Annotated in this window: 27 protein-coding genes; 14 read left to right on the forward strand and 13 right to left on the reverse strand. The window is 54.8% G+C overall.

Features of this window, described 5'->3' with window-relative positions; all coding sequences use genetic code 11:
* Positions 1-91 precede the first annotated feature (91 nt).
* The 3 genes from SCD_RS00655 to SCD_RS00665 all read left to right on the forward strand — a co-directional run bounded on the left by SCD_RS00655 (position 92) and on the right by SCD_RS00665 (position 3999).
* Complete coding sequence (locus tag SCD_RS00655; protein WP_148290715.1) at positions 92-979, forward strand: phosphoribosyltransferase-like protein; 888 nt, start codon at positions 92-94, stop codon at positions 977-979.
* A gap of 9 nt (positions 980-988) precedes the next feature.
* Positions 989-2998, forward strand: a complete 2010-nt coding sequence (locus SCD_RS00660; RefSeq protein ID WP_009207071.1) for an ORC-CDC6 family AAA ATPase — start codon at positions 989-991, stop codon at positions 2996-2998.
* Positions 2999-3156: 158 nt separating this feature from the next.
* Positions 3157-3999 carry a hypothetical protein gene (locus SCD_RS00665; RefSeq protein WP_148290716.1) on the forward strand — a complete coding sequence of 281 codons (843 nt, stop codon included), beginning with the start codon at positions 3157-3159 and terminating at the stop codon, positions 3997-3999.
* Positions 4000-4395: 396 nt separating this feature from the next.
* Here SCD_RS00665 and SCD_RS15495 read toward each other — a convergent pair whose 3' ends face one another.
* The 4 genes from SCD_RS15495 to SCD_RS00685 are packed head-to-tail and all read right to left on the reverse strand — an operon-like array spanning position 4396 to position 8903.
* Positions 4396-5484, reverse strand: coding sequence for a TniQ family protein (locus SCD_RS15495; protein ID WP_009207069.1), 1089 nt, complete (start codon positions 5482-5484; stop codon positions 4396-4398).
* Positions 5439-6335, reverse strand: coding sequence for a TniB family NTP-binding protein (locus SCD_RS00675; protein ID WP_009207068.1), 897 nt, complete (start codon positions 6333-6335; stop codon positions 5439-5441). The genes SCD_RS15495 and SCD_RS00675 overlap by 46 nt, the downstream gene beginning before the upstream one ends.
* 1 nt (position 6336) lies before the next feature.
* Positions 6337-8226 (reverse strand): Mu transposase C-terminal domain-containing protein, encoded by a 1890-nt coding sequence (locus SCD_RS00680; RefSeq protein WP_051338825.1) that lies wholly within the window; start codon positions 8224-8226, stop codon positions 6337-6339.
* A 20-nt stretch (positions 8227-8246) separates the two neighbouring features.
* Positions 8247-8903, reverse strand: a complete 657-nt coding sequence (locus SCD_RS00685) for a heteromeric transposase endonuclease subunit TnsA (RefSeq protein ID WP_009207066.1) — start codon at positions 8901-8903, stop codon at positions 8247-8249.
* Between the two features lie 410 nt (positions 8904-9313).
* On the opposite strand from SCD_RS00685, the gene SCD_RS00690 reads away from it, so the two are divergent.
* The 11 genes from SCD_RS00690 to SCD_RS00740 all read left to right on the forward strand — a co-directional run bounded on the left by SCD_RS00690 (position 9314) and on the right by SCD_RS00740 (position 18751).
* On the forward strand, positions 9314-9973 hold the full coding sequence (locus SCD_RS00690; RefSeq protein ID WP_009207065.1) for an ArsR/SmtB family transcription factor: 660 nt from the start codon (positions 9314-9316) through the stop codon (positions 9971-9973).
* A 156-nt stretch (positions 9974-10129) separates the two neighbouring features.
* Positions 10130-10867 carry an MBL fold metallo-hydrolase gene (locus SCD_RS00695; RefSeq protein ID WP_009207064.1) on the forward strand — a complete coding sequence of 246 codons (738 nt, stop codon included), beginning with the start codon at positions 10130-10132 and terminating at the stop codon, positions 10865-10867.
* Positions 10864-12183, forward strand: coding sequence for an MFS transporter (locus SCD_RS00700; RefSeq protein WP_009207063.1), 1320 nt, complete (start codon positions 10864-10866; stop codon positions 12181-12183). The genes SCD_RS00695 and SCD_RS00700 overlap by 4 nt, the downstream gene beginning before the upstream one ends.
* A gap of 11 nt (positions 12184-12194) precedes the next feature.
* Positions 12195-12662 carry a rhodanese-like domain-containing protein gene (locus SCD_RS00705; protein WP_009207062.1) on the forward strand — a complete coding sequence of 156 codons (468 nt, stop codon included), beginning with the start codon at positions 12195-12197 and terminating at the stop codon, positions 12660-12662.
* 29 nt (positions 12663-12691) lie between these two features.
* Positions 12692-13042: a DsrE/DsrF/TusD sulfur relay family protein gene (locus SCD_RS00710; protein ID WP_009207061.1), complete on the forward strand. Its 351-nt coding sequence runs from the start codon at positions 12692-12694 to the stop codon at positions 13040-13042.
* A gap of 70 nt (positions 13043-13112) precedes the next feature.
* Positions 13113-13892 (forward strand): sulfite exporter TauE/SafE family protein, encoded by a 780-nt coding sequence (locus SCD_RS00715; protein WP_009207060.1) that lies wholly within the window; start codon positions 13113-13115, stop codon positions 13890-13892.
* A gap of 26 nt (positions 13893-13918) precedes the next feature.
* Complete coding sequence (locus SCD_RS00720) at positions 13919-14320, forward strand: hypothetical protein (protein ID WP_009207059.1); 402 nt, start codon at positions 13919-13921, stop codon at positions 14318-14320.
* A gap of 104 nt (positions 14321-14424) precedes the next feature.
* Entirely contained in the window at positions 14425-15912 is a 1488-nt protein-coding gene (locus SCD_RS00725) for a trans-sulfuration enzyme family protein (protein ID WP_009207058.1), read from the forward strand.
* A gap of 41 nt (positions 15913-15953) precedes the next feature.
* On the forward strand, positions 15954-16745 hold the full coding sequence (locus tag SCD_RS00730) for a class II glutamine amidotransferase (protein WP_009207057.1): 792 nt from the start codon (positions 15954-15956) through the stop codon (positions 16743-16745).
* Positions 16742-17881, forward strand: a complete 1140-nt coding sequence (locus tag SCD_RS00735) for a cysteine desulfurase family protein (protein ID WP_009207056.1) — start codon at positions 16742-16744, stop codon at positions 17879-17881. Before SCD_RS00730 ends, SCD_RS00735 begins: the two co-directional genes overlap by 4 nt.
* Before the next feature lie 273 nt (positions 17882-18154).
* Entirely contained in the window at positions 18155-18751 is a 597-nt protein-coding gene (locus tag SCD_RS00740) for a class I SAM-dependent methyltransferase (protein WP_009207055.1), read from the forward strand.
* Here the strand turns inward: SCD_RS00740 and SCD_RS00745 are convergent.
* The 9 genes from SCD_RS00745 to SCD_RS00785 all read right to left on the reverse strand — a co-directional run bounded on the left by SCD_RS00745 (position 18748) and on the right by SCD_RS00785 (position 24638).
* A complete protein-coding gene (locus tag SCD_RS00745) occupies positions 18748-19347 on the reverse strand; it encodes a DUF2238 domain-containing protein (RefSeq protein WP_009207054.1) in 600 nt (199 codons plus the stop codon). The two genes, SCD_RS00740 and SCD_RS00745, sit on opposite strands and share 4 nt — an antisense overlap.
* 13 nt (positions 19348-19360) lie before the next feature.
* The gene (locus SCD_RS00750) at positions 19361-19606 is read right to left on the reverse strand and encodes a hypothetical protein (protein WP_009207053.1); all 246 of its coding nucleotides are present in this window, start codon (positions 19604-19606) and stop codon (positions 19361-19363) included.
* A 31-nt stretch (positions 19607-19637) separates the two neighbouring features.
* Entirely contained in the window at positions 19638-19934 is a 297-nt protein-coding gene (locus tag SCD_RS00755) for a Dabb family protein (RefSeq protein ID WP_009207052.1), read from the reverse strand.
* Positions 19935-20046: 112 nt separating this feature from the next.
* Positions 20047-20298, reverse strand: coding sequence for a TIGR02647 family protein (locus SCD_RS00760; RefSeq protein ID WP_009207051.1), 252 nt, complete (start codon positions 20296-20298; stop codon positions 20047-20049).
* A gap of 29 nt (positions 20299-20327) precedes the next feature.
* Entirely contained in the window at positions 20328-21518 is a 1191-nt protein-coding gene (locus SCD_RS00765; RefSeq protein WP_009207050.1) for a THUMP domain-containing class I SAM-dependent RNA methyltransferase, read from the reverse strand.
* A 3-nt stretch (positions 21519-21521) separates the two neighbouring features.
* Positions 21522-22331 carry an ABC transporter permease gene (locus SCD_RS00770; protein WP_009207049.1) on the reverse strand — a complete coding sequence of 270 codons (810 nt, stop codon included), beginning with the start codon at positions 22329-22331 and terminating at the stop codon, positions 21522-21524.
* Positions 22332-22358: 27 nt separating this feature from the next.
* Positions 22359-23270 (reverse strand): ATP-binding cassette domain-containing protein, encoded by a 912-nt coding sequence (locus SCD_RS00775; protein ID WP_009207048.1) that lies wholly within the window; start codon positions 23268-23270, stop codon positions 22359-22361.
* Between the two features lie 91 nt (positions 23271-23361).
* Positions 23362-23970: an alpha/beta hydrolase gene (locus SCD_RS00780; protein ID WP_009207047.1), complete on the reverse strand. Its 609-nt coding sequence runs from the start codon at positions 23968-23970 to the stop codon at positions 23362-23364.
* A 167-nt stretch (positions 23971-24137) separates the two neighbouring features.
* A complete protein-coding gene (locus SCD_RS00785; protein ID WP_009207046.1) occupies positions 24138-24638 on the reverse strand; it encodes a DsrE family protein in 501 nt (166 codons plus the stop codon).
* Positions 24639-24654 lie beyond the last annotated feature (16 nt).

Below are 24654 nucleotides of genomic sequence, written 5' to 3' on the forward strand. Positions count from 1 at the left end.
AAACATCATTGAGTCGTGGCAGCGTGAAGAGCACCCGACTGACTCTAAACGGCGGAATTCCGCTGTTCGGCTCCGAAGCCTCTATGAACTTTTGGCTAGCCATCTATTCTCTCAGTATGAGCCTACTAAGATCGCCTCACCTCGCATTACGCGAGATTTCCTATTCCGGCTGGAGAGATGGCTTGAGGGGCTCAAGAACGACGATGATCGATGGGCGGCATTCCGCTCCATTGAATACCTATTTTTTGTTGGGCAGGGCGAGATAGAGGAACTCTACCGGTGCGCTCATGATCACTTATTAGTTAAGTGGCTGGTGGAACTTGAAAGTCTGGACATCTTTTCGCCTGACATTGAGAGTAGGCTTCAGCGCGCTCTAAAAGTATGTTGGCCTTGCCCTGTCACTGACAGCTTGCGCATAAATGGATTCCTGCATTTAACTGGCCTTAAAGGTCAAGATCTTCGCCCTGACTGGATGAGTTTAAGTAAATTGGGGTCTCCTGAGAAGATAAGGGCGTACATAAAGAAAGAAGGGATAAAGTATCTTGTCCTGCTTGAGGACTTTGTCGGCTCTGGAGGGCAAATCAGCAGAGCGCTTAAATTCGCCGCAAGTACATTCGATGGGCCAATTCTCGTGGTGCCCCTTATCATCTGCGCCCCAGGAGACCGTAAAATAAAGAAGGACATCATCGCCATTGGCCGCAAAAACATTTCCTACGAACCCATGCTTATCCTAGACGATACCTGTTTGGTCAGTAAGACAGCTATTTCAGGTGAACCCAAGCTGTTTGAGCAGCTTCGGAAAGCTTTAAAAACCAGCTATAAGCATATAGGCGCCACCCTTGACGGAGAGGAATTCGGTTGGAAATACGTTGGTAGCCTTGCCGTCATGTATAGTAATTGCCCGAACAATACGCCGCCTATGTTTTATTATAAGTCCCTCAATTGGAAACCCGTGTTTCCACGGGCGGCGAGGAACTAAGGGGACATCATGAATCGCTTCGACAATCCATTCCATGATCTTTGGATTACCGAGATACTCGATCCCAACGGATTCGTGAAAATGTTCAGTCCTTGTGTCGCTTCCCATGCCGAGGCTCTTTTCGGGACAGGCAATGTGGTCGTGCGTGGTCGTCAGGGAAGCGGGAAAAGCATGCTACTTGGCTTATTGGATACCCGCACGAGAGTGGCATACGCCAGGTCACGCGAAGGATATCCCGCACCAGATAATTATAGAGGATTCCTTGCCGCCGGCATCAACCTCACCAGGGACAACGCAAGAATCGTCACGTCAAGGCTATCTGAGCGACCAGAAGAGCAACGTAGAGACTGGGCGGCATCCACTTTCGCGGACTACGTCAACTATTTACTAGTTAAAGATCTGCTGGACAACGTGGCCTATTTGGCGGCAGAACAGAAAAAGGACGGCGCACTTCAGCAAGAGTTGTCAGTTCACTGGTCAGAATCGAACGTACAACACTTCGTTGATTCAATAGTAGCGGCTGACGCGTGGTATGGATTTTTGGAAAAGTGCACGACTTTCGATGACATCGTGAAGCAGGTAGCAGACCGACTCTCGCGATACCGGCGCTTTTTCAATTTCAGCACCGATGAGCTGGATCACGATATCGAGAAATCCAAGACCGATATTGGTGAACCTGCAGCTGTTGTTGCTGATTGTCTTCGGCAGGCTGGAATTATTCCTAAAGGTGCCCTTGTATTTCTGAGAATTGATCAGCACGAGGAACTTTATGAGCTAGAAAAATCCTCAGGCTACCACGGAGTTTTTCGCCAGGTAATCAATCGAGCTCTTGCGTTGCGTGACAGCCGAGTTTCATACCGAGTTGGAACACGCCACTACGCTTGGAATGAACAGATCGCTGTATGGGGGAGCGGGGCGCATTTAGAGGATATGCGCGACTACACCATTGTTGATATTGATCAGATGCTAAAGAGACATGAGAACGCTTCGTTAGGCTTCTCTTTTGGAGATTTTGCTGAGGATGTATTTCGGCGAAGACTGAATGTTTATGGTTTCGAACTAGAGGACAGTTATCCCAAAGGTTTGTTGGCCGAAGTCTTTGGCAAAACACTATTGCCGTCGGAGCGCGCCCAGCTTTACGCAGGTGATCGAGCGCCCTTATTAGATATTCCGGATGATTGGGCTCCCGAATGGAAAGCAGCTCTTGAGCAATTATGGTTCGAAGACCCACTAGATGCAAAGCTAGGTGAAGCGTGGTTGCGCCAAAGGGAGCAGCAACGCAAATTGGTACATAAGAACCCTGAGCTGGCAACAAGTCGGCCTTGGCGCGACCGACCATACTGGAAAAAAGAGCGAAACGAGGCCGCTCTAATTCAGATAGCAGGAGATGCAAATGAAGCGCTCGTGTGGAGTGGTGAGCGACATATCGTAGACCTCTCTGGCTGGAATATTTTAGCATTCATGTCGTTGTGCCGGGCGATATGGGCTGCGTGGCTTAGAGACACCTCTGACGATGAACTTCGCACTACACATCTGCCAAAAATTGATAGCAGGGCACAGATTGTTGGCATATATGAAGCTAGCAGGGCTTGGTGTGACAAACTCAAAGAAGGTGCTGACGGTGACAATAGGACAAAATTTATTACGGCTCTTGGTTCTTGGTTTTCTCAGCGTATCAGGCGAGACAAGGCGCTCTCCAATCCTGGGCATAACGGGATATCGCTGCTGCAAGAGGAATTCGAAGTACACAACTTTATTACTGACCTCATCAGGAACTGCCGTGACAATGGGGATCTGATCGAATCCGCTCATACGACAAAAATTCCGGATGCAAATCCGCGCATAAAATGGTACCTCAATCCGCTCCTCTGTCCATGTTTTCGCATTCCACACATCAGGACAAAGGAGCCGATATATACGACGACGGATGAACTACTTAAGGTATTCGATGGCGGTACTATAGGTGTAAATGACGAAGAGTCAGATGATTTGGATAATCCTCAGGCCCGGCTCTTTTAGGAGAACATGCAGTGGTTCATCCGTGGGGGGACATTGACTGGCTAATGCCACGTATAGGCAACAAACAGTGGACTACCATCTCCTGTGCGTCTTTTGAGCGGCGATCCATAGCCGTACCTCAGTGGATTGTTAAGTCCGCAAAAGTCAAAGAGCACTTCGTGTTGCGAATCACCGACCCCGAAAATCGGTTTACGAAGGAACTGGAATCAAACACAGACCAAAACGAGCGAGAAATTTTGGCACTGTTTAAAACTTCGAAAGTAGACTACAGAGTTGAGAAGTTGCTCGGTGAGCCTAGCACCTGGTACCAACTTGCACGTGATGCATCATCTACCCCCGGTGTGTCTTTGCTACTGGACATCAGCGCAATGCCTAAGCGCGTGTTTCTCTTTCTCGTTAAGCAGCTATTGTCTTCTCCTAATGTGCAAGATCTCCTTGTTTGCTACGCGCGCCCAGAAGGGTACAAAGAAGGCCCCTTAACCGAAGATGCGGAACCACCTGCTGCCCTACCCGGTTTTGCACGCGTCACAGAAACTGATGGCGGAGCGACATTAATTGTTGGGGTCGGATATACAGCATTTAATCTCGGAGAGTTACTTCAACAAGCGCGAGGGAATGATTTGAAGTTCTTATTCCCGTTTCCACCTGGTTCACCTGCATTCAGGAGGAATTGGCGACTACTTCATGAATTGGTTCCGAACATCCCAATCAAGACAGAGATACAGCGAGTGCATGCGATGGATATGTTCGCAGCATTGGATTGGATAACTACCGTTGGCAAGCAAGCGACAGGAACCGTTGATTTAATACCTCTGGGCCCCAAGCCACACGCTCTTGCAATGGCGCTAGCACACAGGAAAATTGGCGATACAGCTGAGATTTTGTATTCGCAACCCCACACATATAGCCCGGACTACTCACACGGTATCGCAAAGACGCGAGATGGTCGGTCGCATATTCTCGCCTATTGCCTTAGGCGAGAAGGCAAAGATTACTTCTAGTATCCTGAGTGGGGCGCGACTTTTCGCGCAGGCTAGGTTGACCTGCCCCTCAAAATGAAAATTGAATTAACAAGAAACATCTAAGCATTTTTAACAATGAACTTTTGCCTTCATTAATCTCGCCAATCAGAACTGTCAGATTTCTCAACGTTAACTTTGTGCTCCCATAGAGCCAAAATATATGGCGGACATTGCCGTTGAGATGGCGTGGCGCGAGGAAGTCAGGCGCAATACCGAAGGAGAAAAACCTTCTCTGCTACTTAAGGCAGCATTTTCACGCGGCAAATTCAAATGGTGGCGTGGTTATTGGCAGGGGTTTATGTGTTTATGCGCGAGGGCGAGTTCAGCCTTAAGACCGCCTCGTTCGTGGCATCGAAAGCAACACAGGGTAAATACTTACTGTTGCCGTTGACCTTGCCAAAAGCGCTGTCCATTCCTCCAATCAGTACATTGCGCCACAATGTCCCGATACCATTGCGGCGTCGGGCTGAAATCCTTCTTTAACACGCTATACCGCACCGCCTTATTCCGCCATGCATCCACGATCCTTTTCTCAGGGTCGGCAAGCATCCACATCGCAAGCTGAATCACTACATGCCGCTCTTCCAGCGAATAGTGCTCAAACGACTCATGCCGGGGCCGCAGCTGGATTTCCGGCGCACCGATCTTGCCCGACACGAATTGCCGCAGATGGACATGCGGGGAATGCACCAGCATGATCTTGCACATCTGGTGCAGCACGGAAAAGAATTCCACATCGTAGCAAGCATCAACCCCGTCATTGCCATCAAGCATGCGAAGCGCTGGCAACCACATCTGATAGGCAGATTCATCATAGATTACCGGTTCTTTTACGGGCGATTTGCGCAGATCGAAATCGCACGCATGACACAAGGTGATCGGCCCTGACTCGACTTGGCTGAACTTGCCCATCTCTCGACGATGGAAGGCCACCGGCTTATCACATGACGGGCATCGATCATGCACCATGCACTTATGCTTGGGACACATCGTATAGAACGCCACCCGCCAACGTTTTCTGAAATACGGCACATTATCCTCCGCCAAACACAGCGGACAATATTGCAGCCCATGGTGATGATAGCTGGTGTCCACCATGTTGAGGGGTAGAAGCCAGTACTGGTCACCGCTCCACTTGTAGCGGCGATACAGCACACCCTTATAGTCCAGCAGGCTGGTACGCTTAATTTCTCTCACACCAACGCCCGTATGCTTTGATAGCGCGCGCACCAACCAGTCCGGCGCCTGGCGGTCGATGTCTCTGAGCCAGATATCCTGCCCCTTCCCCAAGGATACCCGGCAGAATGTTTGTATCTTCATGCCATGACCATGAGCGATGCGCACCAGCCAGCAGGATAGCAGTTCGTCTGGCAGCGGTTTGGGGTGATACAACCAAAGTTGTGCAGCGTTTGGCATGTTCAGGTTGGCGGCGGAGCCACCTTGCGCTTGGATGGCATCGTCCAACGAATTTTCTCAAGAATTTCCAGGGTGATCTGCTCGGACTTGTCCTTGATCGCGAGAACAGCGGCTCGTTTAAGCACCTCGTGAATCTCGCCCAGGATGCCCTCGCCCATCCAGAGCACCTTTTGAGCGATGGCCGGACCGCGCAGATTCGATGGCTTTTTCAATGGAATGCGCCGCTCAAAGCTGGCCAGCAGATCGCCATACTCATTGTCCATTTTCCATTTCGGCAGAAAATCCGGCTCGAAGCGGTTGGATAACTGCGGATCAGTATTGAATGCGTTGAATGCCTCCTCAACGCCGGCGCAAATGATTGAGATCCTCAACTCGTTACCGAGGCTCTTCAAACCATTGCGGAATTCCTGCCGCTTGACCGGGCCGCCTGCAATGATGTGCTGGATCTCGTCGACCATTAAAATCTTCAACTGGATATTGCGCAGAATATTCATTACCCCGCGCTCTTTTTCAGAGTTAATCGCGCGGATTGAGTAGGGTTGCCAGATGGCTTCCAGGATCCGATTGTAGAAATCATTAATATCCGGCTTCTTCGGCGCTTCGATATAAATCACCGGGATAATGGAGTATTCGCCTTCCGGATTCGGGTCGGGTTTATGCATTTCATCGAAGTGTCGCAGAATTTTTGACTTGCCGTTATTACTCGCGCCAACAATCAGCAGGTTCGGCATGCGGTCGATACGCGGATACTCAAACAGTTCCTCCATACGTTCCAATATCTTCTTGGCTCTCGGGTAAGGTATCCATGACCCCTGCTGAATCGCAAAAATGCGTTCCCGATCCGACAGATCAACCAGCTTTGTCGCATCTTTGCCCAAGTGTGGATAGAGGTTCTCCATATCACTCCTCGTCCTCAAAATACGAGGTTCTGTTCGGGTCGTAGCCAGGGATCACTGGCGGCATGGCAGGAGCCTCGGTTTTGATCGTTTTTGGCAAATCCTTTTCGCGCTTCTTGCGTGCCTTGGCATGCTGGATCTTGCGCTGATCATCGCGTCGAGCCACCTTGGTTTTTAGGGCGGCCTGATCCTGTATCTCCTGCTGCTTGTCCGCGTACTCGAAGATGATGCGTTCGTTTATCTCCTTCACGCCCGCCTTTTTAGCCGCTTTGCGCGCCTCGCGGAATTCCCACAGGCTGATCGGCGGCAAGCCCGAATCGCGATATGGGATGACAAAATAGTGCTTGGCGTTGGGTTCGAAGAAATACAGCCGACTGATGTCGTGCGGATCGCGCTTGAATTTGAATTCCCTTTTCGATTTGGGATGATCCGGATCCGGAGCATTCACCCAGGGACGCAATACGTCGGCGAAGTAGTGCAGGTCATCAATGACCACACCGTAGCTCTGAACCGTGCGCTCGATATAAGGCATGAAGTCGATTCTGACTTTTTCTTCGTCATACCCTCGTGCAGGCAAACCCCGCGGCAGCTTGCCATCCCCACCCAACAGCCCCCTGCGGTACCGATCTATCGGCGCTTCTCCGTTGATGCCCTCATGGGGTGAACGATGGTATTTGGCGATGAAAAGCACCAGCCACTGCTCCAGATCGTGCATTGTCATCGTGGCTCGCCCTTCCGAGTCGTACTCGCCCCTTTCCTTCGGATTAGCAAACGTCGCACCTTCCAGCGTCTTCAGTTTTTCTGATGCGGTCCCCATAAGCCGCTCGATATGCCCTCCGTAATGAGGGGTCTTTACGGGTCTGAACTGAGGATCGATGTTGTATTCCAGGCAGGCATCCCTGAGCATGTTGCCACGGAACTCCCGTGCGTTATCCATGTGCAGAATGCCCATCACGCCCCAACACGGCCATTCCACGTTGGGGAGACCAACCTCCTCGGCAAGCCATTTTTCTTTCGGCAGGATGGAATGCGCGACGCACAGTCCCGCAGACATCGCAGATGGCGCCTCCAGCGTCAGTTCCATGCCGGTGACCATGCGGCTGTAGACGTCAATACTGAACGTCACATATGGGCGGCCTATCGAGCGCCTGGTCACATCATGCACGACCATTACCGGCAGCGGCGTGTGATCAATCTGCACCAAAGCAAGCGGCCAGCCCGCATTCGGCACAGTTCCCTCGTTTGGATCGAAAATTTGTCTCGCCGCGCGCTTGCTGTAGCGTTTCTCATAACGTTCACGCTCACCTATGGCATTGATGCGCCTTTTTACCGTCATCCAATGCGGCTTGGTCAAACCTGCATTTGCACACAACCTTCGTATTTCTTCGGTTGTGCTGGCGACACTGTTTTTTTGGTCGGTCAGGTAGTAGTTCTCAATCCTCTCCTTGATGATTGCCTCAACCTCCTCATTCAAACGCCACTTGCCAGTTTTCCAGCCACCTTTTTCTGGCAGCAGATCGGAAAGCAGGCCTGAGTTGCTGTACGCCCTAATCCACCGGTAGATGGTCGCCACACCGAAGCCTGAAGTTTGGGCGACTTTTTCCACTGCTGCCGATCCCCATTCATTTCTCGACAGAAGCGGCTCGATGACCTTCAAGCGTTCCCGTGCAAATTGCCAATCCTCTTCCGGGATGTCGGTCAGTTCAGTAAGAGGCTTTTTTGGTTTGTCGTCTTGCTTCACCACCCATGGAGACAGATGCCGAATTTCCAGTACCTCGGTATCTTTGCTGATCATGCTCTTCGCCAGGACCTTAGTCAGGTCGATGGCTTTTAAAATGACGTATTCCTGACCGTTGTAATTGACCAGTTCGCCCTTTTCGAGGCGTAACAGCATGGATGAAGATTTAGTCATGGTCATCCCTTTCCGGGTAATGACAACTTGGATTTCATAGTTAGCGGTTTTTTCAGGTTTACGGTAATGCGTTTGGTGGCAACCAGATGCCATATGGCGGGAGCCATATGCAACACCCTATCCTCAGTGGGACACAGCTTCTGCAATAGCGATTCGAGCGTCACCGAACCGCGCACATCCTGTAAATAGACGATGACTTCTTGCTGCAACGACGCTTCGGGTTCTGCGCTGTGGTATTCGCGCAGGAATTTGAGGTTATCCAGATAAGGAGTGCGGATGTCCTTTTCGGTGAAGATGCGCCACTCCCAGCCGCGCTCACTTGCAAAGCGTGAAGCCGCTTCGAATTTCGGTGCGTACTTTACCTTATGCTTTTTCAGATCATCGGTATGTTTCACTTCACCCAGGACGGGTTGCCGAGTTTCGCCGAAAGAATTCGGCAAGTAGTGAATCAAAATGTCTGGAACGTAGGGTTTGATGCCTTTTTTAAATGGGATTTTGACGGGTTGTTCTTCGAAGCGCTCGACTGTATCGTCAAACTCAAGCAAAATCATCAGGTCTCGTTCGAGTAAGAACTCGTGTCCGAGCGATTTACCGTTCTTGGCACTAGAAAACGAGCCAGTTACCGAGAGGTAGTTCTTGGGGATTTTCCTGACAGGCATCGCCTATCCACCAATATAAATAACCATTACCATCCATTTATGAATGATCCTGATTTGATATTAGTGAATGAACGAAATATTATCAATAAAAAGTATTAATTTTGAATAAAAATGATCAAGTTTTTATCATTCATTTATGTACGGTGACAATGAAGGTACGTAAATGAGAATTTATATGAATTGCCAATGGTTATTCATTAGCATGTGACTCAATGATCTGACCATGTCACGCTGGCCAATTCGTCCGAAACCCAGGGAAGACGAGCCATTCAGAGTAATCTTCACGTCCAGGTTCAGAAAGCCTTATCCTCTTTAGCTAAGCTTTGATCAAGGCAAAATGAGCAGATAATAATTTATCTCTCAATCCTGAGATATAATCAAAGCTATATTTGAATTTATAAATCATCTCAATGGCCGCTGTCACTCCCAAAAAGAAACTCTTCGAGAACTTCGCCCTCGTCGCGAAAGCACTGGCCAGCGCCAATCGACTTGAATTATTGGAGGCGCTTGCACAAGGTGAGCGTGGTGTGGACGGGTTGGCACAAGCAAGCGGAATGTCAGTAGCCAACACTTCCCACCATCTTCAAATCCTGCGTGGAGGCGGCTTGGTTCAGTCGCGCAAGGAGGGCACCCAGGTTATCTACAGTTTGACCGACGAAAAGGTGCTTACACTGTTAACGGGTATCCGTAATGTGGCTGAACAACACTTGGCTGAAGTGGATCGCATTGTTCGCGAAAACTTTGACAGCCGGGACAACCTGACACCCGTCCGCCGGGACGAGCTTCTGGGGTTGGTGAGATCCGGGGAAGCGATGGTCATCGATGTTCGCCCTCCCGCCGAATATGATGCCGGCCATATCGAAGGGGCAGTCAATATCCCTCTTGAGTCCCTGCCTGAGCGATTAAGCAAATTACCCCATGATCAGGAGATTGTGGCCTACTGCCGTGGCCCTTATTGCATGCTGGCTTTCGATGCGGTTAAGCAGTTGCGCCAGCTCGGATATCGAGCCCGCCGTCTGGAAGACGGCTTCCCAGAATGGAAGGTCGATCACCTTCCTGTCGACCGCTAATCCCCTCTTAATAGTCCCTCCAAATAAGCATCGATTTCCAGGTCATCGATCTATCCTGAAAATTAGCTTGACGACTCTGCGGTTAAGGCTTAATAATATATTCAAAAAATCATTTGATTAATATTATTAGCTATAATCCTTTAAGGAGGAGACGAAATGTTTTTCAGGCAACGTTTAGCCAAGGAAGCTACCCTGTCCTATCTGCTCGGTTGCGGATCATGCGGTGTCTCGGTGGCGGTGGACCCGGTTGCGGGTGACGAGGATTGGTTTGTCGAAGAGGCCGTCAGGCAGAACGTCAAGATCACCCATGTCTTTGACACCCACGTTCATGCCGACCACTACTCAGGCGGGCGAGTGCTGGCAGAGAAGCTGGGCGCCCAGTACTGCCTGCATGAAGCCAACCAGGGGCGGGTGCAATTCCCATTCCATGCGCTTTCCGATGGCGAAACCATCGAAGTGGGCAACGTCGCGGTGAAAGTGCTGCACACCCCTGGCCATACGCCTGACAGCCTATGTCTGACGGTCACCGACAAGCGCCGTAGCGCCGAACCCTGGTTCGTGCTCACCGGCGACACCCTGTTTGTAGGCAGCATTGGACGCCCCGATCTGGCGGGCAAGGGTAAGGAATGGGCGGAACAGCTGTTCGATAGCCTCCATGCGAAGCTGATGTCCCTCCCGGACGAAGTGGAGATTTTTCCCGGTCATACCTCAGGCAGCGCTTGCGGCGCGGGAATTTCCGGCAAACCCTCCTCCACGGTCGGTTTTGAAAAGCGCTTCAATCCTGGCCTGAAGATGACCAACAAGAACGAGTTCGTGAACTTCATTCTGTCCGACATCCCTCCCCGCCCTGCAGAAATGGAACGCATCGTGGCTGTTAATCTGGGGGCGGCATGAGCCACGCTTTGCGCAATGAATACCAAGAGTTCCGCCATGGTATTCGCGAGAACTTTGCGCAATTTTCCCACCAGTTGTTGCAGGTATTTCTGGTCGGGATGACCATCGGTATGATGCGTACTGTGGTACCTGCCCTGGGCGAGACCGAGTTCGGTGTACCCAAGGGTTCATTCATGCTGCTGACCACGTTCGTGGTGGCTTTCGGATTCGTCAAAGGAACACTTAATTTCGTTGCTGGCCGTTTATCTGAACTCATCGGCCGGCAGAAGGTGTTGTTACTGGGCTGGGCAGCGGCATTACCCATCCCCTTCATGATTCTTTATGCACCCAACTGGAACTGGATTGTCGCCGCAACCGTGCTGCTGGGTGTTAACCAGGGCCTGACCTGGTCCATGACCCAGACCGCCAAACTAGACATCACCCGGCCCGATCAAAGAGGGTTTGTGATTGGCCTGAATGAATTTTCCGGTTACGTGGGTCTTGCGGTTGCGGGCATCATTACCGGTTACATGGCTACCGCTTACGGGCCGCGCCACGGGTTGCTGATATTTGGCATCGCGGTGATTGTTCTGGCCGCGCTGCTCACCATACTGTGGGTAAAGGACACCCTGTCCTGGGCCAAGGCGGAAGGCGCCAAGCATGCCGCCGGGCAGTCCACCGGACCGAAGCCGCGTTATCCTGCCAACATCTCCGATAAACCCACTACCTGGGAAGTGTTCTCTCTCATGTCGTGGCGCGACAAGCGCATGGCAACGATCAGCCAGGCAGGACTGGTGGAGAAGTTCGTGGATGCCCTGGTCTGGGTGTTTTATCCGGTTTTCCTGTACCGCCATGGATTGTCATTGGCCAGCATTGGCTGGGTGATCGGCGTTTACGGCTTCGTCTGGGGCGGCTCCCAGTTCTTCACCGGCAAACTGTCTGACCACATTGGCAGACAAAGGCCGATCGTGTGGGGTATGTGGATTTGCGGTGCGGGGGTGGCGATGATGCTGATGGGTCAAGGTGTCGTCTGGTGGTCCCTTTCGGCGGCCGTGTCGGGCTTCGGTATGGCGCTGTTGTACCCTAACCTCTCGGCGGCTGTGTCAGATATTGCCCACCCCAACTGGCGTGGCTCGGCCATCGGCATCTACCGCTTCTGGCGCGACCTTGGTTACGGCATTGGCGCCTTGGCGCTCGGGATCGTGGCAAGCTTTAGCGGTGCTATCGAGGAGGCCTTCTGGTTTGTCGCTGTCTCCATGTTTCTCTCCGGTCTGGTCGTGCAGATTTGGGGAGAAGAAACCCATCCGCGTCTTAACCCCGCGCCAGCAATCCCCTAACAGGACACCACATGAAACCTGCTCAGCTCATTTCCTCATTACTCCTCTTGGTACTCTCATTCCCGCTGCTGCCAGCAGTCTCATTCGCCGCAGATAATGCAGCGGTAAAGGGCATGGAGGAATATTTCGAGTTCTCCGAATACGGCGGTGCCACTATCCTTCCCGAGCAGATCCCGGCCGAAGACTGGAAAAACGTCACCATCATCGACACTCGTGATGCCGATCAATACCAGAAAGCCCACATCCCCGGCGCCATAAACATCGACTGGCGGCAGGTGCTCGGACGCCGGGCCGAACTTCCCAGCGACAGGATGGTGCTGCTGTACTGCAATGCCGGTACGCTCTCTGCCCAGGCTGGTTTGGCGCTACGAGTGGCGGGCATGGAAAACGTGCGTATTTTGCAGGGCGGCTTCAACGAGTGGAAGGCCAAGGGCGGGTTCGACGCCTACAAGCGCGCCACTCGTAAAACCAGGAAGTAAGTGTTTCGTTTGATGCAGGAGGACACAACATGAAAACCCTTTTTATTCTCAACGACCCGCCCTACGGCACCGAGCGTAGCTACAACGGTTTTCGCCTGGCACGAGCGCTGGCGAAGCATGAGGGCAGTGAAATCCGCGTATTCCTGCTGGGCGACGCTGCGCTTTGTGCCAAGGCGGGGCAGAAGGTGCCGGAGGGCTATTACAATATTGAGTTCTTTGCCCAGAGCATTCTGAAACGTGGCGGGCAAATCGGCATTTGCGGCGTTTGCATGGATGCCCGCGGGTTAAAGGATGAGGAAATGATCCAGGGCGCCGAGCACTCCACGTTGGAGCATCTCGCAGAGTGGACGGAGTGGGCAGACAAGGTACTGGTGTTCTAGCCCCCTTTTTTTACGCATTATTCAAATGTTCAATTGATATTTGTCAGTCAATATTAGAAGGAACAGCACCATGATTATTATCGTCATATTCGCCGGAGCCATCACCGGCATCGTCTTGGGTCTGTTCGGCAGCGGCGGTTCCATCATCGCCATGCCGGCGCTCATGTATCTGCTCAACGTGGAAGCCAAATCGGCGATTGCCATGAGCATGGGGATCGTGGCTGTCACCGCCACCATTTCGGGATGGGACAACTGGCGGCGCGGCAATGTCGATCTCAAGGTGGCGGCGATGTTTGGCTTCTTTGGCGTGATCGGCACCTATGGCGGCGCCCGTCTCGGGGTTTACACACCAGTTCAGGTGCAGCTTACCTTGTTCGCTTTAGTGATGTATGCCGCTGCCTGGAAGATGCTGCAAAGAAAAAAGCAGCCGGTAAGTCAGCTGGCAACAGCAGGTGGGCCACAATTATCTGAAGATGAGGTTATATCTGCGCACATGGGACATATTGCCGCACACGGCGTCGGCGTCGGTGTGCTGACCGGGTTGGTAGGCGTAGGAGGTGGATTCCTGATCGTACCGGCGCTGGTGCTGCTGTCCGGCATCCCGATGAAGCTCGCCATCGGCACCTCGCTCGTCATCGTTGCCGCCAAGTCCTATTCCGGTTTTGCTGGTTATGTCGCGGCGGTGCCGGTGGATTGGTCGATCATGGGTTCGTTTACCTTGGTGACGGTAGCCGGCAGTTTCGTTGGCACACGCATTGCACACCGCTTCTCGCAAGAGACCTTGAAGCGCAGCTTCGGCGTGTTCCTGATATTTGTTGCGACCTACATCATGCTCAAGAGTGTACTTTAACGAAGTAATTATTCCGGGAGAGCGAAATGAAGAAACTGATCGTGTTTTTACTGTTTATGCCACTGAGTGCGATAGCCGCGTCCTTGCCGGACGATGCTGGTGATTACATCCGAGAGGTACAAAACCTGGTCAAGACAGAACAGGTGGTTGTCAGGAATGGCAATGGCTCAGAAACACAGAGTGTTGGGTTGTTGATTTCGGCAAAAGAAATGTTTATCAGTTCGAGCGAGCTGACGGAAGGCGGCAGGCGCGCATTGGAGAAATCAGGTCGTTTTGCCAAGCAGACAAATGGAAGATTGACAATCCTGATGCCAGACGAACAAGAGCATCAGAATTTCCACCAGAGGGGTTACTCGCTGCATGGAGGCGAGGTCAAGCGCAATGCCTTTATTGGTCCTTATGTTTACATAGTCATCGCCAAAAAATAACTGGGGCACGAATTGTGGTAAACATTTAGCCCGGCAGTGCTGTGCCAAGATGAATGCAAGGCACTCCGGTTTTCCCCTGAAATTACTTTTACGAAAGCTTAGCCATGCCGCAACCGATCAAGGTTCATTCCCAACATCCGCCCGGGGGGCGCTGCACGCTATACGCTCTTTATGCCGAAGAGCTGTCGTTCTGTCTTGGCCTGGACCGGCGCGTTGTTCATACTGACCGCCGCGACGCGCATGGCGAGGGCTTTCCCGCGCTGCTGGTAAAGGGGGTGGCGCTACAGCCATCGGATGGCGTAATCCTGTCACCGGAAGATATCTGCGCCGCGCTGGCGAGCGCCGGGCTGGATTTGAGTGCCGTACCGGACTTGGCCGCGAGATTGGAAGCCATTCAGGAACGCTTTCTCGAGGGGGTTGAATGTAACGACAAATCCGAGGGGCTTTCCACCCGCTGCATCCATGCCGGGGAAATCAAGGATGCCCACGGCTCGCCGCATACGCCGATCTACACAACCACCACGTTCAAGTTCGATTCCACCGCCGACCTGCTCGACGTGGTGGAGGGTCGCAAGGCGGGCAGCCTGTATACTCGCTACGGTCTGAACCCCACCCTCTTCAGCCTGGAAGAAAAGCTGGCTGCTCTGGAAGGAGCAGAAGCGGCTTGGGTCTTTTCTTCCGGCATGGCGGCGGAAGCTTCGTTATTTTTTGCCCATGGTCGTAAGGGCGTGGTCTGCATCGGGGATGCCTACGGCGGCACCATGGAGCTTCTTTCCAGCCAGTTGCCGGAACTCGGCATCCCCACTTATTTTCTTCTCGGCAGCGAGCTGGACGGGTTAAAGACCTATCTGGAAGCGGGCGCAAGCCTGGTGTTTTTCGAAACGCCCACTAATCCCACCCTGGAAGTGCTGGACATCCGGAAAATCTGTGCTATCGCCCACGAGCATGGCGCCCTGGTCGCGGTGGACAATACTTTTGCCTCGCCGGTGAATCAGAGCCCGCTTGCTCTGGGTGCGGATTTCGTGGTTCACAGCGCCACCAAGTATCTCGGCGGCCATAGCGACATTACCGCTGGCGCCTTGATGGGATCAAAACACCTTTTGGCCTCGGTGTGGGGCTGGCGCAAAAACCTGGGTCAGATGCCCGCGCCTGAAACCGCATCGCTTTTGGCGCGCAGCCTGCGCACCCTGGTCGTGCGGGTGGAGCGGCAAAACGCCACGGCGCAAGTCGTGGCCAAAGTCATGTCGCGCCATCCCAAGGTGGCGCGGGTGCTTTATCCCGGTTTGCCAGATTTCCCCGGCCATGGCGTGGCCAGGTCCCAGATGCAGGGTTTTGGGGGCATGCTGACGATCGAGGTCAAAGGCGCTTATGAAGATGCGGTGCGGGCGGTGGACAAGCTCAAGTTGTTCGCCATCGCGCCCAGTCTGGGTGGTGTGGAGAGTCTCGTCACCATGCCGGTGACGACGACCCACCATGGCCTGGCGACTGAAGAACGAGTGCGGCGCGGCATTTCTGATACCATGATCAGGCTCTCCATCGGCCTGGAAGACGCCGCCGACCTGATCGCCGACCTGGAGCAGGCGTTCGGATGAGTTTCTGAAAAAACACCTACGCTTAACGGAGCTTACTGACGATGTGCGAGCTTTTTGGGATGTCTGCCAGCCAAGCCATGACAGCAAGAGGCGCACTCTGTGATTTCCGTCTGCGTGGCGGACTGGCGGCGGACAACCCTGACGGATGGGGACTCGCCTGGTGGGAGAGTGGTGTTTTTCGTCTTGCCAAGGAGCCGCTGCCGGCACACCAGAGCGTGCCGTTCGCACTTTTGTGCGAAACCACGCGCTCGAACCTGATTGTCGCTCATGTGCGCAAAGCCCGGTTTCCGCCTGTCAACACCATGGACAATACGCATCCATTCCAGCGGGTGTGTTGCGGGAAAGAATGGGTGTTTGCCCACAATGGGCTGGTGCCCGATATCGTGGAGATAGAGCGCGCAAATAACAGTTCGGTCTGTCACCCGACAGGAGAGACCGATTCGGAGTATGCCTTTTGCCACCTCCTGAGCCATATCTCCCAGAACATTCTGGCATCCCCTGCCGCGAATGCAAACTTCTCGTTCCCCATCGTGGCGATGATCAGTGAATTGATCGCCTCGCACGGCCAGTTCAATTTCCTTATGTCGGACGGGGAGCATCTGATCGCATACGGCCATGACAGGCTCCACTATCTGGAACAGGGAGGCTCGGATTCCTTGGGCGGCGCCACTGCCGATAAAGTCATGATCGCCACTGAGCCTTTATCTGGTGATGGCATCTGGATCGCTTTCGAGCCGGGGGAGCTGCGAATTTACCGACTCGGCAAAATAGTGGGGCAAATCCTGACTCGGCCATCCAGCCTGATTGTCGATCTGGAGGAGTTGCCCGCATGAATGCTCCAGTTTATCTCGACTACAATGCCACCACCCCGGTGGCGCCGGAGGTGGCGGACGCCATCGAGCCTTATCTGCGCGAACACTTCGGCAACCCGTCTTCAAGTCACATTTACGGACTGAGGGCGAAAGCAGCGGTGGCGCAGGCAAGAGGGGAAGTGGCGGCGCTGATCGGAGCCAGGCCGGAGGAAATCGTCTTCACCGGCTGCGCCACCGAGGCTAACAATCTGGCTATCCAGGGTGCTGCGCGGGCGCTATCCGGAACGAAAAGACACCTCATCACCAGCGCCATCGAGCATCCCTCGGTGATGCAGCCCTTCCTCAAGCTGCGCGAAGAAGGCTGGGAAGTGACGATCCTGCCGGTGGACAGAAATGGTCGGGTCTCTCCAATTGCGGTGGAGCGGGCCATAAGGCCTGACACAGCCCTGGTTTCCATCATGCACGCCAACAATGAAGTGGGCACCATTCAGCCCATCGAGGAGATCGCGCAGATAACGCGGCCCAAAGGCATTTTGCTGCATACCGATGCCGCCCAGTCTGCTGGCAAGATACAGGTCATTGCACAAAAACTCGGTGTTGACCTGCTGACGCTGGCCGGGCACAAATTCTATGCCCCCAAAGGCGTGGGAGCGCTTTATGTCCGCATGGGTACGCCGCTGACCCCGTTGCAGGTGGGGGCCAACCATGAACATGGCTTGCGGCCGGGAACTGAAAATGTGCCCTTCATCGTCGGCTTAGGCGCTGCGGCAAAACTTTCTCGCAAGCGGTTACTCAAGGCCCAAGCCCATTTAAAAACACGGCGCGACCAACTGCATGCGCATCTGCAAGCAGAAATTCCGCGTCTCGCCCTGAATGGCCACGCTGAGGAGCGTCTGCCCAATACCCTGAATGTTTCATTTCCAGGTGTGAGCGGCCACAAGCTGCTGGAAGCGGTTGCGCTAGACTTGGCTGCCTCTACCGGCTCCGCCTGTCATTCCGGAGACCATGCCGTGAGCGGCGTGCTGGGGGCGATGAAAGTCAGCACCGCACGGGCTATTGGCGCGGTGCGCCTGTCGGTCGGAATCTATACCACACCGGCCGATATCGACCGGGCGGGAATGGCGTTGATTGCCGCCTGGAAGGTGCTGCGTGCCTGATGGGCATGTGCGGTTGGCATCGGAATCAGCCTTGGGCGGCTAGTTCTCCACTCCCCCAGCCGACGAACTCAGGCTACAATCTTAACCGCAACCTATAAAATTATTCCGTCCTTTTTTTCAAAAGCCTCGACTGAATACATTGGTGATTTCATGTTAGTTTCTTGTATAGACTGTTCGCGGATAAGGTGTGAGAAATGAAAAAAATTGAGTTATGCTTTGTGAGTTTTTTCAGTGGCAGGGGCCATGAAAGAAAGTGGCTAGGAAAGATCCGGCATGGGCGCTAACCATTCCATCTCGTTTTTCGATAATCATTTCCAGAAGCAGGTCAGCGAGCAGAGCTTTGCCCTCAACCACTTCGAGGAAGCGGCGCTGCCGCACTTGACGGGCAGCGTACTGGATCTTGGCTGCGGACTGGGGAATCTGGCGATCGAAGCGGCACGGCGCGGCGCTTCGGTGGTGGCGGTGGATGCCAGCCCGACGGCAGTGGCGCATATCCAGTACGTGGCGGAACAGGAGAAGCTGGTGCTACAGGGGATTCAGGTCGACCTGTCGAACTACCGGATCGATGGCCAGTACGACACCATCGTGGCGATCGGGTTGCTGATGTTCTTCGAACAGGAGCGGGCACTGGCCTTGCTCGATGAAATCCAGCAGCACCTCAGACCCGGTGGCCGTGCCGTGATTAACGTACTGATCGAGGGCACCACCTTCATGGGCATGTTCCAGCCCGGCCATTATTATCTGTTCGGCCGCGACGAACTGGCGCAGCGATTCGCCGGTTGGCGGGTGCTGGAACATGCCTTTCAGGCCTACCCCGCACCGGAAAGCACCGAAAAGGTGTTTGCCACGATCATCGCCGAAAAAATCTAGTTTTCAGAAATATTCTTGATTTGCCGGTCATGCATCCTGTCTAGCAAAACCAGCGCGATGATGGCGCCGATCAGTGCATAAGCCATATCCGACTGAGTATCCCAGACGTAGCCCTGTGTCCCGAGAAAGGCCTCGGCGGCTTTTCCCGACGCAAGCGCTATCCCCCACTCGATCAGTTCGTACAACGCGCTGATCGCCAGGCAGATGCAGATGACGATGAAGAACACCCATTTCCCCGATGCGATTACGGCATTGCGGAGCAGGATTTCCCGCGCCACGATGGCCGGGACGAAGCCTTGGGCGAGATGGCCTAACTTGTCATAGTTGTTGCGCTGCCAGCCGAAATAATCCCCGAGCGAGTCGAACAAGGGTACTTCGGCATAGGTGTAATGCCCGCCGACCATCAGGATCAGGCAGTGAATCAGGATCAAAAAATAGGCCAGGGACGTGAAGGGGAAGCGGCGGCGCGTGGCTGCCAGCAGCACGAAGGCGATCATCGCCGGCAGGACTTCGAGCAACCAGGTGAGGCCGTCCTTGGGGTGGATGCCCGACCAGATCAGGATGGAGAAATAGACCAGGACCCAGAGTGCGGCCATGGCTGAAATAGATTTATTCGGTTTTTTCAATGCTGTCCCACGGTTCCAGCTTGTACCGCGGTGGCTTGCTCATCAGGTAGAGCACGATGCCACAGCTCAGAAAGAACAGGGTGGTGGCGAACAGGCTGGCGGTGATAACGTCGCCGCTACCTCGCGTGGCCATGAAGTAGATGAGGGTCACCAGGCTCACGACCATGCTGACGATGGAAAACACGGAGAAGCCGAAAGCAATTTTTCTGCCGATGGTGCGGGGAGTCATTGGGGTTCCTTGGTTGGGTAGATCGGTGGATTCAGGCTTCATAATCAACTACCCGACGCTCGCCGCGCACCGATTTCACGAAGGGCACAACCTCATTGTGAGCGGGGTGGATCTGATAGGCTTGCAGCGCAGCATTGCTCTCGAATTCGGAGTACAGCACCACGTCGGAGGACTCGCCTTCCTGGCTGAAATCGATGCCGACTTCCAGCTTGATCAGGCCGGGAATCCGGCCATTGAGACCTTCAAGCTGGCGTTTAAGTTCCTGCGCATTGGCCGTCTTGTCTCCAGCTTCTTCCCGCAACCGCCACATGACGATGTGCTTGATCATCCTTTTTCTTCCTTCTCCTCCATCCTCTCCCGCGAGCGGGCTACCCCTCTCCCCGACCCTCTCCCACAAGGGGAGAGGGGGCGCTGGTGAAGGGCGCTGGTTTTGATTTGGGCTATTTTGCGGCGAGGATGGTCAGCGTCGACTGAAGCGCTTCCGCCACTTCGCGACCAAGCGCGGTGAGGTATCCGCCGTCGGCCAGCGTGACCAGTTTCTTGTCGTGCAGCCGCTGCACTGCGGCGATTACTGCGGGCTCGGCGTCTTTGTGTACCTTGATGCCTTCCTGCATGGTGTCGAGGTCGTAGTGGGCGAGGAAGTTTAGCTCAGCAACGAGGTCGGGGGTCAGTTTGGGAGGTGGGGTCAACATGGTGTACCTTTCTTCTGGAGTGATTTTGACTATTGTGGCACGGAATTGGGGACCGCTCCATCCGATTTTTTTTCTTTCCGGTTGGAACCGGCCACCATGTCGTATACGAACAGGCGGCAATCCAGTGCGCCGTTGTAGAGCGGTATGCGTCGAGACACGGAAAGGCGGATCAGTTTGGCCAGGCGCATGTCTGCGCTGAGGAAGCAGGCGCGCCAGCCGCCGAATTTCTGTTTGAGCAGGTCGCCGATCCTGGGGTAAAGCTGTGCCATTTCTTCCTGTTCGCCGATACGTATGGCGTAGGGCGGGTTGGCGACCAGCACGCCAGTCGGCGCGGGTGGTGAAACGTCAAGCAGGTTGATCTGCTTCAAGGTCACTGCTTCCTCCAGTCCGGCGGCCGCCAGGTTGGCGCGCGCGGCCATCAGTATGGTGCTGGAAACATCGCTGCCGTAGATCGGCAATGGCGTTTTTGGCAACTCAGCTGCAGTGGCCTCCTGGTAGATTTTGTCCCACGTGGCGGCATCGAAATTTTTCATATGCTCGAAGGCGAACCAGCGTTCCGATCCGGGCGCGATGTTGAGCGCCATCTGGGCGGCCTCGATCAGGAATGTGCCGCTGCCGCACATCGGGTCGAGCAGCGGCATCCCCGGCTGCCAGCCGGCGAGATGCAGGATTCCCGCGGCCAGGTTTTCGCGCAGCGGCGCTTCGCCCTGCTCCTTGCGGTAGCCGCGCTTGAACAGCGCCTCGCCGGAGGTGTCGAGGTAAAGCGATACCCGGTCTGCGGTGAGAAAAGCATAGACCCGCATGTCAGGTGCGGCGGTGTCGATGCTTGGCCGTTCGCCGCCGTCTTTGCGGAACTTGTCGCAGATGGCATCCTTGATTTTCAGGGTGACGAAATCCAGGCTGCGCAGGGGGCATTTGATTGCACTCACCTTGACGCGAAAAGTCTGCTCGACATTGAAATAGCTCGGCCAGGGCAGGGCCAGTGCGGCGCGGTAAATATCCTCCTCGCTGCGGTAGGATTGTTCCGCCAGCCGCCACAGCACGCGGCTGGCGACTCGGCTCCACAGGTTGACGCGATAGCACAGCGCCAGGTCGCCGACAAAGCCGACGCCACCGTCGGTGGATACTATGGCGGCAGCGCCGAGCTTTTCCAGTTCGGTTGCCAATGGAGCTTCCAGGCCACGCGGGCAGGGGGCGAAAAAGTGTTGGGTAGTGGTCATAGATTATTTCAGTAGTCTGCGCCGGGTCAGTACCAGTGCGATATAAAATCCGACGCCGCCATAAGCGAGCAGCGCCAGAGCATGAGCGAGCACTTGCTGCGGTTCTCCACCCTGCACCAGAGGGCGAGCCAGTGCGATAGCGTGGGTCAGCGGGAGCCAGGCGGATATTGCTTGCAGCCACGTCGGCAACTGGTCGACCGGGTAGAACACGCCACATAGCAGCACCATCGGCGTGATCACCAAGGTGAAGTAATACATGAAAAAATCGTAGTTGGGCGACAGCGCGTTCATCACCAGCCCCATACCGGCAAAACAGAAGCCAATCAGGATGATCAGCGGGATCAGCCACAGGGTCTGAGCGAAACCCGCCAGACCCAGCACCCAGACGATGACCAGGATCGCCAGACCGGAGAGCAGGCTCTTGCTGGTGGCCCAGAGCAGTTCGGCGAGCAGCACGTCGTCCAGGGTCAGCGGTGCGTTGAGGATGGCCTCCCAGGTTTTCTGCACATGCATGCGTGAAAACCCCGAGTAGAGTACCTCGAAAGTGGCGCTGTTCATGGTGCTGTAGCACACCGTTCCGGCGGCGAGGAAGGTCAGGTAAGGCACCCCGCCAACTTCGGGCAGCAGGCCGCCCAACCCGTAGCCCAGGCCCAGCATGTAAAACGCCGGGTCGGCCAGATTGCCGAGGATGGAGGGGATGGCGAGCTTGCGCCATACCAGGAAGTTGCGCTGCCATACCGGGATGAAGCGCAGGCTCAGGGCGGGCAGGCGGAAATAACTACGCATGAACATAATGGAGAGGATGTCGGCCATTACTTGCCGCAAAGGGTTTAAGAATTATCAATCGCGTAAATCCCTGCCGGTCAACTTGAGAAACACATCTTCCAGGCTGGCCGGGCGGTTCAGATAGCGCACATCGGTCCTGCCGCACAATTGCTGAACCAGTGCCTCGCTGTTGCGGGTGTAGCAGAACACGGTTTCGCCTACTTTTTCGGTCCGTTCGCAATAAGTGCCGCTGTGTGCCGCCATCCAGTCGGCCACCCCTTCACCATAGACTTCCACCACCTGCGGTTCAATGTGGCTTCCGATCAATTCGTGCGGGCTGCCTGTGGCGATGATTTTGCCATGATCCATGATCGCGATCCGGTCGCACAGGCGCTCCGCTTCTTCCATGAAATGGGTGGTGAGCAGTATGGTTTTGCCCTGGTTGAGCAGCCGCCGCAAGCCCTGCCACATCATGTGCCGCGCCTGGGGATCGAGACCGGTGGTCGGTTCGTCCAGAAAGATCAGGTCGGGGTCGTTGACCAGCGCCCGCGCCAGGGTCAGCCGCCGCTTCATGCCGCCAGAGAGGGCGTCGATGCGCGCGTCGGCACGGTGTTCGAGGCCGGCGAATTCGAGCAGGGCCGGAATGCGCAGGGCGGTCTCGGTATCCTTCAGGCCGAAATAGCGGCCATAGGCGAGCAGGTTTTCGCGCACCGTGAAGTCGGGGTCGAGGTTATCCATCTGCGGCACCACCCCCACCCGCATTCTCGCCTCGCGCGCCCGGTCTGGAACCGGCAGGCCGAGCATGAAAATCGTGCCGCCATCCGGCGCAGTCAGCCCCAGCGCCAGGCGCAGGGTAGTGGTTTTGCCTGCCCCGTTCGGCCCGAGCAGGCCGAAACATTCGCCCTTCTTCACAGCGAGGTCGATCCCGGCCACTACTTCGAGAGGGCCATAGGACTTGCGCAGGTTCTGGATGTTCAGTAGCGGCATGAGCAGGGAGCAGTGCCATCCGAAGGAAGGTGCGACCGTCCGCGATTGCCGCTGGACGCCGACACGAGGAAGTAAAAATTTATGATAGCCATTAAAGGAGGCGGAGACATGCGTTGTTCACGATCCTGGCGAGCAGAGTGAGCTGGCCATGGAAAAAATGCCCCGCGCCCGGCACCACGGTCAGTGGCAGATTCTGCGGGCGCGCCCAGTCGAGCACGTCGGTCAACGGCACGACTTCGTCCTGTTCACCGTGGATCACCAGCGTATCGGTCGGCACAGCGCCGACTTCGAAGCGCTTCACCGCCGGGGCGACCAATATCAATCGATGCACTTCAATTCGTTCCAGCATCCGGGTCTGGACGTAGCCGCCGAAGGAAAAGCCGGCCAGCGTGATGGGCAGATTGCCCTGTTCACGCCGCGCATGATCGGCCAGCGCCAGCATGTCATCGGTTTCGCCTATGCCGTGATCGAACTCCCCCGCACTTTGCCCGACACCCCGGAAGTTGAGGCGAAATACAGCCAGTCCGAGGCGGCTGAAAGTCCTGGCCAGTGTCGTCACCACCTTGTTGTCCATGGTGCCGCCATGCAGCGGATGGGGATGGGCAACCAGGGCGATGCCGCGGCATTCACCGCTGGGCAGGGTGATAGCCGCTTCGAGTTGGCCAGAGGGTCCGTCGATAAAAAAGTGCTGCGAGGTCACGAATGGAAGATGCTTGAGTTGCCGGAATGCGGCCAATTATACGGGGTGGTGGGTTGCTTAGCGAGAGGGACAACCGTTGAGAATCGCGACATTCCGCGCCCGATCTGGAATGAACTTTCCTTGCCCCTTGCCGGGTTAATATTGACAGCCCTATAATTCGAACACGATCAGAACAACGGTATCAGTTTGTAGCCCTTGCTTTGCCAGCCTATCAGGGAAATGAAGCCGTCGCCTACCAGCGTGAGGCCTGGCAATATGGTTTCGTTGGGTACTTTAAACGCCTTGGTGGCGATGGCGCAGATTTCCTGCCGGACGCCTAGCCGCTCCAGCTCTTTTACCCGTTCTGCAATCGCCTTGAGGGTATCCCCATGTTCCAGTTCCAGTTCGCCATCCGGTGCGGTGCTGAGGAAACGGACTGTCGGGCCAATGTAAACAATCACGAAGTCGGGTTTGACATTTTGCCGGGCCAGTCCAGCATGCGTTCTCTTTATGATTTCGAGATAGAAAGCGGTTTTCCTGGGATCGTTGAAGTCGATCAGGAAAACGCCTTTCCCCTCTTTGACCCCCCGCAACGCGGCGGCATCGTTGATGGGGGCGTTGACTGCCTGCGCTGCGAACAGTGGAGTGAGCAGCAATAAACAAAGAATCACTATGCGTCGGATGGTCATTTCAGTCTCCTGTGTG

The sequence above is a fragment of the Sulfuricella denitrificans skB26 genome (assembly GCF_000297055.2).
GTDB lineage: Bacteria > Pseudomonadota > Gammaproteobacteria > Burkholderiales > Sulfuricellaceae > Sulfuricella > Sulfuricella denitrificans.